This window comes from Pseudodonghicola sp. (assembly GCF_048268305.1).
In the GTDB taxonomy this organism is placed as follows: Bacteria; Pseudomonadota; Alphaproteobacteria; order Rhodobacterales; family Rhodobacteraceae; genus Pseudodonghicola.
Genome location: NZ_JBLWVT010000021.1, coordinates 1 through 15,736, shown reverse-complemented (window position 1 = coordinate 15,736; position 15,736 = coordinate 1). Strand labels below are relative to the sequence as shown.

The window sequence follows — 15,736 nt, the reverse complement described above, 5'->3', positions numbered from 1 at the left end:
GCAACGTACTGGCCGATCTGGCGCTGGAGAGCGAGGCGGCCATCGCCCTGACCCTGCGGGTGGCGCGCGCCATTGATGCGGCCCCGCGTGACGATCACGAAGCCGCCTTTGCCCGCATCGCCACCGCCATCGGCAAATATTGGATTTGCAAGCGCACCCCCCCGATGGTGAACGAGGCACAGGAATGTCTGGGCGGCATCGGCTATGTCGAGGAGACCATGATGCCGCGGCTCTATCGCCAGGCGCCGCTGAACTCGATCTGGGAAGGCAGCGGCAACGTGCAATGCCTCGACGTGCTGCGGGCGCTGCGGAAGGAACCGGAAACCCGCGACGCGCTCTTCGCCGAGCTGATCGCCGCCAAGGGCCAGGACGCGCATTACGACGCCGAACTCGGCCGCCTGGCGCAGTCCTTCGAGGATGTGGAGACGCTGGAATTCCGCAGCCGCCAGGTGGTCGAACGCGCGGCGCTGATGCTGCAGGCCTCGATCCTGCTGAAATCGGCCGATCCGGCGATCGCCGCCGAATTCTGCCGTTCGCGCATCGGCGGCGAACACGGGCTGGCCTTCGGCACGCTGGGCCCTGACGCCCCGGTCGATCTGCTGCTGCAACGCGCCATGGCCGCGGCCTGACGCTGTGGGGGCCGGGCGACCGGCCCCTTACATCAACCCCAGCAACCGCGGGATGGTCAGCGACAGCGCCGGCCAGAAGGTTGTCACCAGAGTGACCGGCAGCGCCACGATCAGCAGCATCGACAGCACCGGCCCCACCGCCTTGAGGATCGGCGCGCCGCAGACCCGGCAAGACATGAAGAGGATCGGCGCCATCGGCGGCGAGTTCGCCCCGATCACCACCGAACAGGCGACGATGGCGGCGAATTGCACCGGATCGACGCCCGAGGCCTGCATCAGCGGCAGAAACAGCGGCGCCACCACCACGGTGACCGAAACGTCATCCATCAGCGCGCCGGCCACGATCAGCACCGCATTGACCAGCAGCAGCGCAAAGACCGGCGATTGCGCCAGGCCGCGCACCGCCTCGGACAGATCCTGCGGGATCCGCTCGAACGACAGGATCCGCGAGATCATGAAGGAAAACAGCAAGATCACGATGATAGACCCGGTGGTCTCGGCGGTGCGGATCAGGCTCTGACCAAAGCTTTTCACGCTCAGTTCGCGGTAGAACAGCGCCCCCACCAGGGTGGCGGCGATGGCGGCGACGGCGGCGGCCTCGGTCGGGGTGAAGATGCCGCCATAGATGCCGCCGAGGATGATCACCGGCAAGCTCAGCGCCGGCAGGGCGGACAGTGTCGCGCGGCCCAGCGTCAGCCCGGGGTCAACCGGGGCGGCGGTGATCTCGGGCCGGCGGGCGACATGGATGCGATTGTAGATCAGCAGACAGAGGATCAGCAGGATCGCCGGACCGATCGAGGCCGCGAAACAGGCCGCCACCGATTGCCGCGTCGCCACTGCGAACAGGATCATGGTGATCGAGGGCGGGATCAGGATGCCCAGCAGCGACGACACGCCCAGCAGGCTAGCGACATAGCCACGATCATAGCCGCGCTCGGCCATCGGCCCCGACATGATGGTGCCCATCGAGGCGACGGCGGCGCTGGCAGTGCCGGCGATGGCCCCGAACACGGCGGATGAGATGATCACCACCCCGCCCAGCCCCGCGCGCCCGCCGGCAAGCCGGCCAATGAAAGCGACGATGCGGCGCGCGATGCCACCGGTCTCCATCAGATAGCCGGTCAGGATGAACAGCGGCAGGGCGATCAGCACGATCGAGTTCAGCGACCGGAACCCCTGCAGCATCAGCGTGTTCAGGTTGGCGTCGTAGATATAGACCAGATAGGCCAGCACCCCGGCAAAGGACCAGGCCACCGGCAGCCCCAGCGCCATCAGGATGATCAGGATCGGCAGGGCGACCAGCGCTTCCATCGACGCTTCCTCAGCTCTTGGTGGATTTCAGCGCCGCCAGCGACAGCAGCAGATCGCGCAGCCCATAGGCGACGCAGCCCACCGCACCCAGCAGGATCGACATCTGCGGCAGCCACAGCGGAATGTGATAGGCCGGCGTCCATTGCGGCCGCTGCACCCCCCAGGCCAGCATGCGATAGGCCCAATAGACGAAGATGAGGGTGATCGCCGTGGTCAGCATCGCGACGATCAGCGCGTGGATCGCCCGCGCCCGCGGGCTGGTCAGCCGCTGATCCAGCCAATCGACCATCAGATGCGCCCTGTTGCGCGAGGCGAGGATCGCCCCCACCATGTAAAACAGCAGCGCCGCCGTCGAGATGATCTCGTGCAGCCCGACGACGGAATAATTGATGAAGCGCGCCAGCACCAAGAACCCGGTGAGCGCAACCACCCCCAGGCCGGACAGGATGGCGAGCGTGTTCAACACGCCCGCCACCGTCCTTTCAATGCCGGCTGCAGCCATCAGAAGCTGGTCGCGTTGGCGCGGACCACGTCCATGACCTCGGAACCGATCTGCTCTTCCATCTTCTGCCAGACCACCTCGCGGACATGCTCGGCGACCGGCTTCAGCTCGGCATCCGAGGGCTCGATGTATTCCATGCCGGCGGCCTTGGCCTCTTCGACATAGTGCGCGTCCAGCGACTTGGCGTTGGCAAAGCCCTCGTCCATCACCACCTTGGCGGCATCGGTGACGATAGCCTGTTGCTCGGCGCTCAGGCTGTCCCAGGCCTCGGCGTTCATCGACAGGATCCCGGTGATGAACTGCTGCTTCATCCGGTTGTAGTAATCCAGCGTGTCGCGGAAATACTCGTAATCCCAATAGATCACGTTGGCCCCGTCGCCGTCGACGACACCGGTCTGGATCGCGGTAAAGACCTCGCCCCAGTCGACGGTCGCGGTCTGATAGCCCATCGCCTGAACCGTGTCGGCGATCGGGAACACCGGCGGCACGCGGATTTTCATCGACGCCGCGTCTTCCAGCGTCAGGGCGTATTTGCCCTTGGAGGCGATGCCGTTGAACCCTTCGGGCCAGGCGCCGAAGAACTTGAGCCCCAGCTCGTCATAGACGCCGCCCAGCAGCCCGTTCATCCAGCCGTCCGGGCTGTAGGCGGCCAGCGCCTCGTCCCAGGATTTGAACATATAGGGCGCATAGAGCACCGAGATCCGCTGATCATAGCTGGTCATCGGCCAGTTCAGCATAAGCTGGACGTCATTCGCCATGAACAGGTCAAAGACCTCCTGCTGGCCGCCCAGTTCGTTCTGATAGAAGACCTCGACCTTGATGTCGCCGCCCGATTTCTCTTCGATCATCGCCGCCCAGCGGTCCAGCGCATTGCCCGCGGCCGAGCCCTTGGCGCCGGAATCGGTCGCCATCTTCAGCGTGACTTCTGCCATGGCCGCGCTGCCGAGGGTGACGAGCGCCGTCGACAGAAGCAGGGATTTGAGAGTTTTTCCAATCACCTGAGTAACCCTTTGCCTTTTGGTTTGCATCCTGCCCCGGCCATCGCGGCCTTCACGGGGCTCTCCCTTTTATGTGAAGGAAAAATAAAATGGACACATGTGTCAAGTTGAAAGCGAGAGACCGGGGCGCCCCGACCAAACCGGAACGCCGCGGGGCCGCCACTGGCTCAGCCGCGCAGGCGGCGTCCTTCGGGATCATGGGGCGAGGCCGGGATCACCCGCGCCGCGACCTCTTCGCCGACCACATGCAGGGTCAGCCCGGTGCCCGGTTCGGCGACGGCGCGATCAACCATGGCCATCGCCAGGCTCTTGCCCAGGGTGTGCCCATAGCCGCCCGAGGTGACATAGCCCACCAGCGCGCCGTCCTTCCACACCGGTTCATAGCCCGAGGCATCGGCATCCCGCGCCGCGACCTCAAGCGTCACCAGCACCTTGCCCGAGGGCGCATCGCGTTCCGCCAGCGCCGCGTCGCGACCGATGAAATCGCCCTTGTCGAAGGCGATGAACCGATCCAGACCGGTCATCCCCGGGGTGTAGCCTTGAGTGAATTCCGCCGACCAGATGCCGAAGCTCTTCTCCAGCCGCAGCGACAACAGCGCCTGAACGCCGGTCTCGCGCAGGCCAAAGGCCTCGCCCGCCTGCAGCAGCATCCGGCGCAGGCTGATATGCTCCAGCGCGTTGCAGCTGATCTCATAACCAAGCTCACCGGTGATCGACATCCGCGCGACGCGGGCCCGGATCAGACCCAGATCGACCGTGCCGCAGGACATGAAGGGCATCGCGGCGGATGACAGATCCTGATGCGTCAGCTGCTGCAGGATATCGCGCGCCTTCGGCCCGACCAGGGCAAAGCCACAGGTCGCATCGGCGATGTCGCGCAGGATCACCCCCGGCTCCATATGATCCTCGAACCAGCGCATGTGCCATTGCCGCAGGTAATAGGACCCCATGATCCACCAGGTGCCATCACCCCAGTTCAACAGCGTCAGATCGCCCTTGAGCTTGCCGGTCTCGCCCAGCATCGGCGCCAGCCGCGCCCGGCCCGGTTTCGGCAGGGCGCCGGCGAAGATTCGATTCAGCCAGCTTTCGGCATTGTCCCCGCTCACCTCGTAGCGCGAGAAACCGGTGATATCGAAAAGCCCGGCCCCCTCCCGCGCCGCGCGGCATTCGGCACCGATCAGATCGAAGGCGTTGGACCGGCGCAGCGTCGGCTCCTCGACAAACCCTTCCGGGGCGAAGTAGAGCGGCACCTCAAGCCCCCAGCTCTGGCCCCAGCGGGCGCCGGCGGCGGTCATCCCCTCATAGGCGGGCGGGGTCTTGAGCACCCGGCCGGCGGGCAGTTGCTCGTTGGGATAGCTCATCACGAAGCGGCGGGAATAGAATTGCCCGGTGGTCTGCTTGATGAATTCCCGGTTGGAACAGAAATCGCCATAGCGGGCGATGTCCATGCCGAAGATATCGGCCTCGGGCTCGCCATGGATCATCCATTCGGCCAGCGACTTGCCGACCCCGCCGCCCTGCAGGAAACCGGCCATCACACCGCAGGCCACCCAATAGTTCCGCCCCCCACGCACCGGGCCGACCAGCGGGTTGCCATCGGGCGAGAAGGTGAAGGCGCCGTTGACCCAGCGCCGGACCCCGGCGGTTTCCAGACAGGGATAGCGGTTGAACCCGCAGGCGAGTTCCTCGGAAATGCGATCGACATCCTCCTGGATCAGCTCGATGCCGAAATCCCAGGGCGCGCCCTCCATATGCCAGTGCTTGTGCTTGACCTCATAGATTCCCAGCAGCACGCCCTTTTGCTCTTGCCGCAGATAGGTGAAGCCTTCGAGGTCGACCATTACCGGCAGCTCTTTTTGCGCCTCGAGCAGTTCGGGGACCGGTTCGGTCACCAGATAGTGGTGCTCCAGCGGTGATACCGGCAGGTCGATCCCCGCCATCAACCCCACCTTCTTGGCCCAGAGCCCGCCGGCATTGACCACATGTTCGGCGATGACCGTGCCCTTGTCGGTGATCACCTCCCAGGACCCGTCGGGGCGCTGGCGCAGATCTTCGACCTTGGTGTGTTCGACGATATCGGCGCCGCGCATCTTGGCGCAGCGGGCATAGGCGTGCACCACCGCCGAGGGGTCGATATGCCCCTCGCGGGCGGAATACATGCCGCCGATGATGCCTTCGGTATTGATGATCGGGCAGCGCCGCTTGATCTCCTCGGGGCCGATCAGCTCGACATCGTTCAGCCCCAGAGACTGGAAGGTACGATAGGCCGATTGCAGCCATTCCCAGCGCGCCGGCGCACAGGCGAATTCGATGCCGCCGGTCATATGCATACCGATGTTGATGCCGGATTCCGCGGTCAGCTCGGTCAGCAGGTCGATGGTATAGGATTGCAGCGCCGCGATATTGGGATCGGCGTTCAGCGCATGAAAGCCGCCGGCAGCATGCCAGCTCGACCCCGCGGTCAGCACGTCGCGTTCGAGCAGCGCGATATCGCTCCAGCCGAATTTGGTCAGGTGATAGGCGACCGAGGCCCCCACGACCCCGCCGCCGATGACGACAACCCTGTATTGGTTTTTCATGATCCTCTCCTGCTGCCAGACCACCCGAGACCGGGTGTGTTTGGCGCTCAGTACACTAGTGTCTAGTCTTTGCGTCAAGAGGCTCGTCAGCGCCGCCGGGACAGACCGCAGGTGATGCCGTTGCCGCAGGCCAATCGGGGCAAACAAAAAGACCCGGCGCGCGGGCAGCGCACCAGGTCCATCAGGTCTTGCGCCCTAGGGGCGCGCCGTCACTTGGCGGCGGTGATGATGAATTCCACCTTGTAGTCCGGGGTGGCCAGCTTGGCTTCGCCACAGGCGCGGGCCGGGCCGGCACCAGCGGGGATCCAGGCGTCCCAGACCGCGTTCATCTCGGCGAAATCGGCCATGTCATCCAGCCAGATGATGGCTTGCAGGATGCGGGTCTTGTCGGTGCCGGCCTCGGCCAGCAGGGCGTCGACCTGCTCCAGGCAGCCCTTGGCCTGTTCAGTCACGCTGGCGCCAGGATGGGCAACCTGGCCGGCCAGATAGACGGTATCGCCATGGATGACGAGTTGGCTCATGCGGTCGTTGGTATGTTCGCGGATGATATCGGTCATGATGGGATCTTTCTCATTTCACAGAATTCAGACAGACACCGAAAAGGCGTGCTAATCCCCTTTAGCCGGCCACCTTCCATGACGCCAGAGCCAGGCCGCCGCCTCGCTCATTTCAAGGAGATTTCTTTCCGCCGGCGATAATATTTTTCCTCGATCGAGGCGCGCAATGCCTGGATCTGGGTCGCATCCGGCACCAGCCCCGAGAAGATATGCAGATAGGCCGGCCCATGGGAAAACCGCATCTCGGGGGTTTCGGTCTCTTCCAGCGTATGATGGCCGATCTGGGTGTAATAGAGCACACGAGCGCGGACCAGGGCTTCTTCCGGCGCGTAACCGTAGCGCAGAAACAGCTTCTGGATCGCGTCGAGCCGCATCTGATCCGCCCGCAGGACCACCGCACGCACCGGCTCGGAGCGCCGCGCCCAAAGCCGCACGGCGATATCCAGTTCCGGATCGAACAGCGTCTCGTCGATCCAGCATTCGAAGACATTGGTCAGCGCCAGAATCACATCCGGCGCCGGCCGCAACGCGCGATCCATGATCGGATCGGTGTTCTTGGTCAGCCAGTCGTCCAGCATCGCCCGATGCAGCGCCTCGCGGCTTTCGAAATGCCAGTAAAAGCTGGAGCGCGCCACGTTCAGCCGTCGCGCCATGACCTGGATCTTGACCTGGTCGATCCCCTCTTCCACCAGCACCTTCTGCGCCAGATCGAGCCAGTCGTTGCGGTTCAGGCGCGGCGCCCGTTCCTCGGTTGCGGGATCTGCGATCTCAGATGCGGCTTGCCCCGACATTCACGTCCTTTCCTAGCTGGCACTGCGCCCAGCTTAGCGCGCTGCACCCGCAGCGCAACGGCAAGACCGGAAAAGCGACGCGCCCGGACCCGGCGGATGCCGGGAATTTCCGCGCTGGCCGATCCCCCGAGTTACGGAGCCGGACCTGAATGCAAAAAGGCGCGGAGGCCGGACAGCCGACCCCCGCGCAGTCGGGGAGTGTTCCTTAAACCCGGCCTCAGACCGCCCCGGCGGAGGTGAGGCGCCGCCAGTCGGCCAGGGCATGCGGGATACCGCCCTGCAGACCCGCCGCCACCACCGCGCCGAAGCGGGTGTCGCCGGCGGGCAGGACCCGGATATCGTGATCGAGCGTTTTCAGTGCCTCGGCCTGCGGATGGCCCGTCTCGATCAGCACGGCGCCATTTTCCGACCGCCAACGTGGCGCCGCCACGGCGGTGGCCAGATCAATGCCCTCGACCCGCGCCTTTTGCAGCACCTGCAACAGGGTCTGAACCTGGCCGTCCGCCCCCGGCGTCGCCATCGCCCAGACGGCGCCATCCGGCCCGGTCAGCAGCGCCGGCGCCAGGGTATGGATCGGCCGCTTGCCCGGGGCCGGGTCGTTCGGTGCCGGGCCGAAACCGGCGGCGCGGTCGTTCAGGGTGAAGCCCCCTTCGGGCACATAGACCGCCGAGCCGAAATCGTCGAACACGCTGACGAGGGAGGAGACCACCATGCCCTCGGCATCGGCGCAGGCGACACCGGCGGTATGCAGATAGGCACGCGGCCCGCCGCGATGCAGCGCCCGGTCGGGATCGAAGTCCAAGACCTCCGCCAGCAGGCTCTCGCCCTCGCCCGCCCGCGCGCGATAGGCAAAGGCGGCCTCGGTCAGCTCGATACCGGCGTGATCTGCGGCGATGCCGACCGCAGGTGCTGCACGCTCCAGCGCCGCGAGCGACATGTTCAGCAGGATGCCCTGCGTCGCCGGCGGCTGCGTGTGCAGGCGCAGACCGGCCCAGTTGCAGCCGTTCGGCGCCCGCACCACGGTGTCATGCGCGGCGAAATCGGCCTGCCCCAGCCGGCCGCCAAGCGCCACCACCGCCTGTTCCACCGCCAGGGGAACTGCGCCTTGATAGAAGGCGCCCCGCCCCTCGGCCGCGATCCGCCGCAACAGCGCAGCGAGCACCGGCAGCCGCACCAGATCCCCTGTCTTGCGGTCGAACAACGGCCAGCTTTCGGCGCCACCCGCGATCAACCGGGGACGCTGGGCAACCAGCGCCGCCGCAAGGTTGGTGCCGACGCGAAACCCCTCCTCCGCCAGCCGGATCGCCGGGGCGAAGAGATCCGCCAGCGGCAGCCGGCCAAAACGCGCATGGGCCTGCGTCCAGGCATCGACGATCCCCGGAACGGTGATCGCATTGGCCCCCTCCAGCGCCTCGCCGGCATAGGCGAGCGGCGCCGCCCCGGTGCCGTTGATGGCGGTAACCTCGCCGCCCGGCGCATGGACCAGCGCCAGCATGTCACCGCCCAGCCCGCAGGCATCGGGGGCCACCACCGTCAGCACCGCCTGCGCCGCGATCATCGCATCGGCCGCCGTACCGCCCAGATCGAAGGCACGCGCCCCGGCCGAGACCGCCAGCGGGTGGGCGGCAGAAATCGCGCCGCGCATGCCATCGACCACCGGCCGCCGGGCGGAGGAATAGGGATCGCCCAGTTTGAACATCGCCCGCCTCCCTCAGACCGCCGTGAAGCCGCCATCGACCACCAGCGAGGTGCCGGTGACATAGCGCGCGCTTTCCGAGGCGAGATAGAGGATCGACCCCGCGACCTCGGATGCGGTGCCGTGCCGGCGCATCGGAATGCCGTTGTCGATCTGACGCCGCACCGCCTCGGGATCCGCCTGATGGTCCCAGAAGGCATTGTTGAAAGGCGTGTCGACCCAGCCCGGCAACAGGGCGTTGACCCGGATGCCCGCCGGCGACAGCTCGTCCGTCAGCGACCGTACCAGACCCAGGAGCCCGGCCTTGCTGGCGTGATAGGCCGGCATGCCGGCATGACCGCGCAGCGCCCCGGTGGAGGAGGTGAAGATCACGCTGGCATTGGCCGAGGCGCGCAGATGCGGCAGCGCGGCTTGCGTCAGCAGGAAGGGCAGCCGCAGGTTCAGCGCCATGGAGTGATCCCACATCTCGGCGGTCCAGTCCTCCAGCCGGGCAGAGGCCAGAACGGCGGCATTGACAAAAAGGCAGTCGATGCCGCCCAACACATCGGCCGCGAAGGCGACCGCGCGGGCGGCGGCGTCGACCGGCATCAGGTCGAGTTCCAGCGTGGCGACCCGGCCCGCCAGCCCTTCGGACTGGGCGGTGAGCCGATCGAGCCCTTCGGCATTCACGTCGCAGACCACGACGTCATGGCCTTCGGCGACGAAAGCGAGTGCGGCGGCGGCACCGATGCCGGTGGCGCCCCCGGCGATTAGCGTTCTGGTCATGCGGAGCCTCCTTTCAGGAGAATTCTTGCGTTGTCAGATGATCGTGGCGCCAACCGATGGCGGATTGCAATTGCAACCCCAGCCGCAGCAACAGCGCCTCAGCCCCCGGGGCGGCACCAAACAGCGTGCCTTCGGGCAGGTTGCCGGGCCCGCGCGACAGCGGCAGGCAAAGGCTGGGGCAGCCGCTGAGGTTCCAAGGCCGACTGAAGCAGGTGTAATTCCGGTTGCGCGGACGGGTGATCGCATCGGGCAGGCCAAGCGACAATACCCCATGCGCCGGCGCCCCGGCGTTGAGGGCGGGGGAGATCGTCAGATCAAGCCGCCGCAACAGCCGCAGAAATTCCTCGCGCCAGGCGAGGATCAGGTTGCGCGCGGCCAGAACCTCGGCCCCCGTCACCCGCCGCCCGGCGATGATCCGGGCCCAGGTGGCGGCTTCGAACTGTTCGGCCCGGGCCGGCTGACCCGCGGCGCGTTCCATCGCGGCGACAGTTTCGGCAATTGAGGCAAGGCGCAGGGCGCCTTCGGCCGCCGCGACCTCTGCCGGGATCGCCGGCAGCATCACCGGTACGGCCACATGCCCCAGCGTGCGCAACCGTTCAACGGTCTCTTCCAGCCGAGACAAGACACCTTGATCCGTCGCGCCCCCATCGGCGGCGCGGGTCACCAGACCGATCCGCAGCGAACGATCGAGCGGAGGAAGCGCCATAAATTCCGGGCGATCCGCCGCGACCGACAGCGCCAGGGCGGCATCCTCGCAATCGCGCGTCAGGGCGTTCTGGGCAGCGAAACCCGCCGCGCCTTCGATCCGCTCGGGGCCAAGGGGGACCAGGCCATGCGTTGGCTTCAGCCCGACCAACCCGCAAAGCGCCGCGGGAATGGTGATCGACCCGCCGGCATCGCTGGCGTGCGCCATCGGCACAATGCCCGCGGCCACCGCCGCCGCAGCCCCACCGCTCGACCCGCCGGACGAGAGATGCGGCGCATGAGGGTTGCGCGTCGCCAGCCCCCAATGCCGGCTTTCGCAGGACGACCCACCGCCCAGCTCGCAGCTATGGCTGCGTCCGACGATCCGCGCCCCCGCCTTGAGATACCGCATGACGATCTCGGCCGAGACCGTCGCGGGCACGGCGGGAAAATCGCAGCCATTGGCGCAAGACTGCCCGGCAATCGCCGTATGCAGATCCTTGATCAGGATCGGCACGCCGGCGAGCGGGCCGGTATCGGCCGCCGCAATCGACGGCTCAAAGACCTGGCAGATCGCCTGAAGATCACCGTTCACCGCCGCCAACCGCGCGCGGCAGGCTGCCTCCACCACCTCGGCGGTCAGCTCACCAGCCCGCACCGCCGCCGCAGTGGCGCGGGCGCTGAGGGTCGGATAGACCCCGGCGAAGCAGTCTTGCGGCTGACCTGCGGGCATCGGTCAGTATTGCGCCTCCGGCAGGCGGACGATCAGACCGTCCATCGCCGCGGTCATGATCAACTGACACGACAGCCGGCTTTCGGGCTGACGTTCCACCGCGGTGGCCTCCAGCATCTCCTCCTCGACCGGGCTCATCTCCGGCAGGGTGAACTGATCGGCGTTCTGCACGAAGACATGGCAGGTGGCGCAGTTGATCGAGCCGCCGCATTCGCCCAAGATGCCATCGACATTGTTCATGATCGCCGCCTCCATGACCGAGGTGCCGACTGGCACCTCCAAGGTGGTCTCGGTGCCGTCGGCGGCGATATAGGTGACTTTGGGCATGGGATATCCTCTGAACTTTGGGGGCGACCCCTCGGCCGCCCCCGGGAGTTGCGGCTCAGGCCGCTTTGGGCGTCAGCACCAGCGGCAGTTTGGTCAACCCACGCAGGCCCGGGTGCAGGCGCAGCTCCGACGGGCCGGCGGGGGTGACGGCTTCAACCTGTTGGGCGAAGGCCTGGAAGAAGCATTCGGCCTCGAGCCGGGCGAACATCTGGCCGACGCAACCGTGGATGCCGACGCCATAACCCATCTGTCCCTTGATCTGGCGGCGGATGTCGAAGGTCTCCGGCGCCTCCCAGTAAGACGGATCGCGACCGGCGGAGCCGATGAAGATCATCACCTTCTCATGCTTTCCGATGGTCTGGCCGGCGAATTCGGTTTCCTTCAGCGTGGTGCGGAACAGCGATTGCGACGAGCTGTCGAGCCGCGTCGCCTCTTCAAAAGCATTGCGGGCGAGCGAGGGATCGTCGCGCAGCAGCGCGTATTGGTCGGGGTGCTCGGCCAGCAGCCGCAGGCAGAGGCCTATGCTGTCCACCGTGGTATCGACCCCGGCTGAGAGGAAGGTGCGCACCAGCATCATCGCCTCTTCCTCGGTGATCTCGCCACGGTCGGCGGCCTCATAGATCATCTGACCGACCCCGCCCTCGGCCAGGTTCTCGCGCTTGCAACGCTCCATGATCCAACCCGAGACATGGGCGTTATCGGCCATGAATTTTTCGTACCAGGGGATGATCGGCCCGAAGGAACCGAAGACCATGGCGCCATAGATCAGCAGATTGTCACGCTCTTCCGCCGCCAGCCCGACGCTGTCCGGGAAGACCTTGAGCGGATAGCGGCGGGTCAGCTCGGCGACCGCCTCGATCTCGCCCTTCCCCTTGACCTCGGCCACCATCGCGGCGGCGTCTGCCTCGAACCGGGTGCGGATCTGGCGCAGCACCTTGGGCGACAGCGCCCGGCTCAGCACGGTACGGGTGCGGGTATGTTCGGGCGGATCGACCTCGAGGATGATCGAGGGTTTCCGCCAGGGCGCCTTCTTGAAATAATTCTCCAACCCGCCGCCACCAGCGTTCGAATAGGTCTCGTAATCGCTGAGGATCGTGCGGCAGCTCTCGTAATGCGACACCGCCCAGCAGTCGTGCTGTTCGAGCCAGACAATGGGGCCGAGCGCGCGCAGCTCTTCATAGGCGGTATAGGGATCGCTGCGGAAGTCTTCCGAAAACGGATCCAGGGGGGTGGTGACGCGGTTGGACATCGGGAACCTCGGGCTTGGTTGCGGACTGCGGGGATGGGCGAGAGCAGCGGGTTCGGATCAGGGTCGGGCGGCCTCGGCGCGCAATTCGGCGCGCAGGGCTTCGGTCGCCTGCAGGTCGGGGATGCCGGCGGTCAGATCGGAGAAGACCACGCCGTAAACCCTGCGGGCATGTTCGGCGCTGACCAGACCGTCAAGCAGATCCTCGGCCACGCGCTGAACCGCGCGGGCCAGCGGATCGCCATAACCACCGCCGCCGGCCATGACATGGCGCACCACATCGTTCCGCGACAGGGTTTCCGGATCGGTCGGCAAGGGCGGCAGCTCACGCAGCGTGTTGCCCGAAAGGATCTCGGTCATCGCCGGGGCCCCTGCCCCGCCACCGAACAGCCCATGCGGCGGGAACTTCGACTTGTCGGAGCGCACGCCGAAATACATGTCATCGCTCAAGGCGCGCCATTCACGCAGGATCGACACGCCGCCGCGATATTCCCCCGCGCCGCCGGTGTCGGGGACATAGCCATAGCGGTCGATCATCAGCGGATAGTCGGCCTCGATCATCTCGATCGGCACGTTGGACTGGTTCGAGCCCATATGCGGCACGCCGGATTGCCCGTCATGGGTCGAGGTCGCGCCCCAGACCCCCATCACGCATTCGGAAAAGACGAAGGGTTTGCCCTGATACTGGCCGCCGAAGCTCGGCAGGGTCGACCCACCGGTGCCATCGGCCGCCACCCGGTCGGGCAGCGCATCGGCCAGCGCGCCGAAGATACAGTCGATGATGCGATAGCCGGTGATGCCGCGGGCGCCGCAGGGGGCGGGATAGCTGCAGTTGACCAGAGTGCCCGCCGGCGCGGTGACGGTGATCGGCCGGGTATAGCCATGGCAATTCGGCACATCGGCCGGCATGATCGACCGCAGCGCCGCATAGACATTGGATTTACAGAAGGACAAGGGCGCGTTGATGCCGCCCTTCACTTGCCTGCTGGTGCCGGTCCAGTCGGCGGTGACCTCCGATCCCTTGACCGTCAGCTTCACCTTCAGCTCGATCGGTTCGGGGTTTTCGCCCAAGCCGTCGATGGTGTCGGTGAAAGTATAGGTACCATCAGGGATTTCGGCGAAGGCTTTCCTTGCCAGAACCTCGGCCTGATCCTGCAACGCCTCGGCATAGGCCTCGATGGTGTCGGGACCATAGCGGTCGAGCAGCGCGGCAAAGCCCCGCTGGCCGGCGCGGGCCGCCGCCACCTGGGCATGCAGATCGCCGATCACCTGATCGGGGACGCGAACGTTGGCGGCGATGATCTCAAGCAGCATCTGGTTTTCGACGCCATTCTCAACCAGCTTGAGAAACGGCAGCCGCAGGCCTTCTTGATGGATCTCGGTGGCGCCGATCGAGTTCGACCCGGGCACCAGCCCGCCGACATCGGCATGATGCGCGATGGTGGTGGCCCAGGCGCAGAGTCGATCGCCGGCAAAGATCGGTTCGATCACATAGATATCCGGCAGGTGCTGACCCTGGATCAGATAGGGATCGTTACCGATGAAGACATCGCCGGACCGGATGTTTCCCGCGAACTGCGTCACCAGATGGTTCATCGCGTCATAGAAGCTGCCCAGGTGCATCGGCGTGGTCAGCCCCTGGGCGATGGTTTCGCCCTTCGGGTTGCAGATGGCGGTGGAGTAATCCATCGCATCGCGCACGATCGGCGAATGCGCCGTGCGCATCAGGATCAGCGCCATCTCGTCGGCGATGGCCTCGAAGCCGTTCTTCAGCACTTCCACCAGAATGGGATCGGTCGCGCGGGTCATGCCGCCCCTCCTTGTCCGAGGTCGATGACGATATTGTCGAAGCGGTCGCGAAAGACGGTGGCCGCAGGGGGCACCACGGTGGTGCCCTCGTATTCCTCGACGATCAGCGGGCCGGCGACCGGGGTTTCGGCCAGGTCGTGGCGGCGGATCACCGGGGTTTGCATCGCCCCATGCGCCTTGCCGAAATAGGCCAGCCGCGTGGTGCCGGGCGCCGGCGGGTTGCGCGGCTCCAGCTCCATCGTCTCGATATGTGCCGGGGAGATGGCGCCAAGGACACGCAGGTTCACCGCCTGGATGCGCTTGCCGTCCAGCAGGTGGCCATAGCTGCGGCGATGTTCGGCCTCGAAGGCCACAGTGATCTCGGTCAGCGCCTCGGCCAGCGGTCTGTCGCGCGGCAGGTCGATGGGAAGCTCAAACGCCTGCCCCTCATAGCGCAGGTCCGCGCTCCAGCGGATCGTCGCGCCGGGGCGGTCAAGCTCGGCCAGAACGTCCCGCTCCAGATCGCGCAGCATCGCCTCGGCCACCCGGGACCGGTCGGCGTCGAGGATCGACAGGAAGGAGGCAGAGCGCGTCACCTCGAAATCGGCAAACAGCAGGCCCACCGCCGAGAACACCCCGGCCGCCGGCGGCACGATCACCCGGCGCATTTCCAGCTCCTGCGCGATCATCGCGGCATGGATGCCGCCGTTGCCGCCGAAGGCGAAGAGCGTGAAGTCGCGCGGATCGCGGCCGCGATAGGTCGACACCGCCTTGACCGCCCGCATCATGGTGATGTTGGCAAGCTGATGCACGCCAAAGGCGGCCTCGAGCGCGTCGCAGCCCAGAACCGGGGCGATCTCCTCGGCGAAGGCCCGGCGCGCGGCCTCGGCCTTGATCGGCACGGTGCCACCGGCCAAGGCCTCGCCGTTCAGATAGCCCAGAACCACATTGGCGTCGGTCACGGTGGGCGCCTCACCCCCCATGTCATAGCAGAGCGGACCGGGAGAAGCGCCGGCGCTTTGCGGGCCGACCCGCAGCGCGCCGGCCGCATCGGGGCGCACGGTCGGACCCCCCCCGGCGCCAACCTCCGGGGCCGCGGTGGCCCGCAGGTTCCACCCATAGCCCCCCCC

General features: G+C 66.4%; 14 protein-coding genes. 1 reads left to right on the top strand and 13 read right to left on the bottom strand.

What is annotated here, in order from left to right; translation table 11 throughout:
• On the top strand, positions 1–629 hold a 629-nt coding region (locus tag ACN0V4_RS20940), incomplete at its 5' end, for an acyl-CoA dehydrogenase family protein (RefSeq protein WP_417679768.1).
• Between the two features lie 27 nt (positions 630–656).
• On the opposite strand, the gene ACN0V4_RS20935 is transcribed toward ACN0V4_RS20940, so the two are convergent.
• From ACN0V4_RS20935 to ACN0V4_RS20875, 13 genes are all read right to left on the bottom strand, one after another.
• Complete coding sequence (locus ACN0V4_RS20935) at positions 657–1,940, bottom strand: TRAP transporter large permease (RefSeq protein ID WP_417679766.1); 1,284 nt, start codon at positions 1,938–1,940, stop codon at positions 657–659.
• A 10-nt stretch (positions 1,941–1,950) separates the two neighbouring features.
• Positions 1,951–2,442, bottom strand: coding sequence for a TRAP transporter small permease (locus tag ACN0V4_RS20930; RefSeq protein ID WP_417679764.1), 492 nt, complete (start codon positions 2,440–2,442; stop codon positions 1,951–1,953).
• A complete protein-coding gene (gene dctP, locus ACN0V4_RS20925; RefSeq protein WP_417679762.1) occupies positions 2,442–3,440 on the bottom strand; it encodes a TRAP transporter substrate-binding protein DctP in 999 nt (332 codons plus the stop codon). The genes ACN0V4_RS20930 and dctP overlap by 1 nt, the downstream gene beginning before the upstream one ends.
• Before the next feature lie 167 nt (positions 3,441–3,607).
• Positions 3,608–6,019, bottom strand: coding sequence for a GcvT family protein (locus ACN0V4_RS20920; protein WP_417679760.1), 2,412 nt, complete (start codon positions 6,017–6,019; stop codon positions 3,608–3,610).
• A gap of 209 nt (positions 6,020–6,228) precedes the next feature.
• Positions 6,229–6,576 (bottom strand): RidA family protein, encoded by a 348-nt coding sequence (locus ACN0V4_RS20915; protein ID WP_417679758.1) that lies wholly within the window; start codon positions 6,574–6,576, stop codon positions 6,229–6,231.
• A 107-nt stretch (positions 6,577–6,683) separates the two neighbouring features.
• Positions 6,684–7,367 carry a TetR/AcrR family transcriptional regulator gene (locus tag ACN0V4_RS20910; RefSeq protein ID WP_417679756.1) on the bottom strand — a complete coding sequence of 228 codons (684 nt, stop codon included), beginning with the start codon at positions 7,365–7,367 and terminating at the stop codon, positions 6,684–6,686.
• A 217-nt stretch (positions 7,368–7,584) separates the two neighbouring features.
• Positions 7,585–9,066 carry a gamma-glutamyltransferase gene (locus ACN0V4_RS20905; protein ID WP_417679754.1) on the bottom strand — a complete coding sequence of 494 codons (1,482 nt, stop codon included), beginning with the start codon at positions 9,064–9,066 and terminating at the stop codon, positions 7,585–7,587.
• A gap of 12 nt (positions 9,067–9,078) precedes the next feature.
• The gene (locus ACN0V4_RS20900; RefSeq protein WP_417679752.1) at positions 9,079–9,828 is read right to left on the bottom strand and encodes an SDR family NAD(P)-dependent oxidoreductase; all 750 of its coding nucleotides are present in this window, start codon (positions 9,826–9,828) and stop codon (positions 9,079–9,081) included.
• Between the two features lie 13 nt (positions 9,829–9,841).
• Positions 9,842–11,245, bottom strand: coding sequence for an amidase (locus ACN0V4_RS20895; protein ID WP_417679750.1), 1,404 nt, complete (start codon positions 11,243–11,245; stop codon positions 9,842–9,844).
• A 3-nt stretch (positions 11,246–11,248) separates the two neighbouring features.
• The gene (locus tag ACN0V4_RS20890) at positions 11,249–11,572 is read right to left on the bottom strand and encodes a 2Fe-2S iron-sulfur cluster-binding protein (RefSeq protein ID WP_417679748.1); all 324 of its coding nucleotides are present in this window, start codon (positions 11,570–11,572) and stop codon (positions 11,249–11,251) included.
• Between the two features lie 55 nt (positions 11,573–11,627).
• The gene (locus ACN0V4_RS20885; protein ID WP_417679746.1) at positions 11,628–12,821 is read right to left on the bottom strand and encodes a cytochrome P450; all 1,194 of its coding nucleotides are present in this window, start codon (positions 12,819–12,821) and stop codon (positions 11,628–11,630) included.
• A gap of 57 nt (positions 12,822–12,878) precedes the next feature.
• Positions 12,879–14,627: a hydantoinase B/oxoprolinase family protein gene (locus tag ACN0V4_RS20880; RefSeq protein ID WP_417679744.1), complete on the bottom strand. Its 1,749-nt coding sequence runs from the start codon at positions 14,625–14,627 to the stop codon at positions 12,879–12,881.
• Positions 14,624–15,736 (bottom strand): hydantoinase/oxoprolinase family protein (locus tag ACN0V4_RS20875; protein ID WP_417679742.1); only part of this gene is annotated, 1,113 nt, incomplete at its 5' end. The genes ACN0V4_RS20880 and ACN0V4_RS20875, both read right to left, overlap by 4 nt.

Excerpts from the sequence above, each read along its gene's own strand:
- ACN0V4_RS20880 (WP_417679744.1), bottom strand. The coding sequence starts at position 14,627 with ATGACCCGCGCGACCGATCCCATTCTGGTGGAAGTGCTGAAGAACGGC.
- ACN0V4_RS20885 (WP_417679746.1), bottom strand. The coding sequence starts at position 12,821 with ATGTCCAACCGCGTCACCACCCCCCTGGATCCGTTTTCGGAAGACTTC.
- ACN0V4_RS20890 (WP_417679748.1), bottom strand. The coding sequence starts at position 11,572 with ATGCCCAAAGTCACCTATATCGCCGCCGACGGCACCGAGACCACCTTG.
- ACN0V4_RS20895 (WP_417679750.1), bottom strand. The coding sequence starts at position 11,245 with ATGCCCGCAGGTCAGCCGCAAGACTGCTTCGCCGGGGTCTATCCGACC.
- ACN0V4_RS20900 (WP_417679752.1), bottom strand. The coding sequence starts at position 9,828 with ATGACCAGAACGCTAATCGCCGGGGGCGCCACCGGCATCGGTGCCGCC.
- ACN0V4_RS20915 (WP_417679758.1), bottom strand. The coding sequence starts at position 6,576 with ATGACCGATATCATCCGCGAACATACCAACGACCGCATGAGCCAACTC.
- ACN0V4_RS20930 (WP_417679764.1), bottom strand. The coding sequence starts at position 2,442 with ATGGCTGCAGCCGGCATTGAAAGGACGGTGGCGGGCGTGTTGAACACG.
- ACN0V4_RS20905 (WP_417679754.1), bottom strand. The coding sequence starts at position 9,066 with ATGTTCAAACTGGGCGATCCCTATTCCTCCGCCCGGCGGCCGGTGGTC.
- ACN0V4_RS20935 (WP_417679766.1), bottom strand. The coding sequence starts at position 1,940 with ATGGAAGCGCTGGTCGCCCTGCCGATCCTGATCATCCTGATGGCGCTG.
- ACN0V4_RS20920 (WP_417679760.1), bottom strand. The coding sequence starts at position 6,019 with ATGAAAAACCAATACAGGGTTGTCGTCATCGGCGGCGGGGTCGTGGGG.
- ACN0V4_RS20910 (WP_417679756.1), bottom strand. The coding sequence starts at position 7,367 with ATGTCGGGGCAAGCCGCATCTGAGATCGCAGATCCCGCAACCGAGGAA.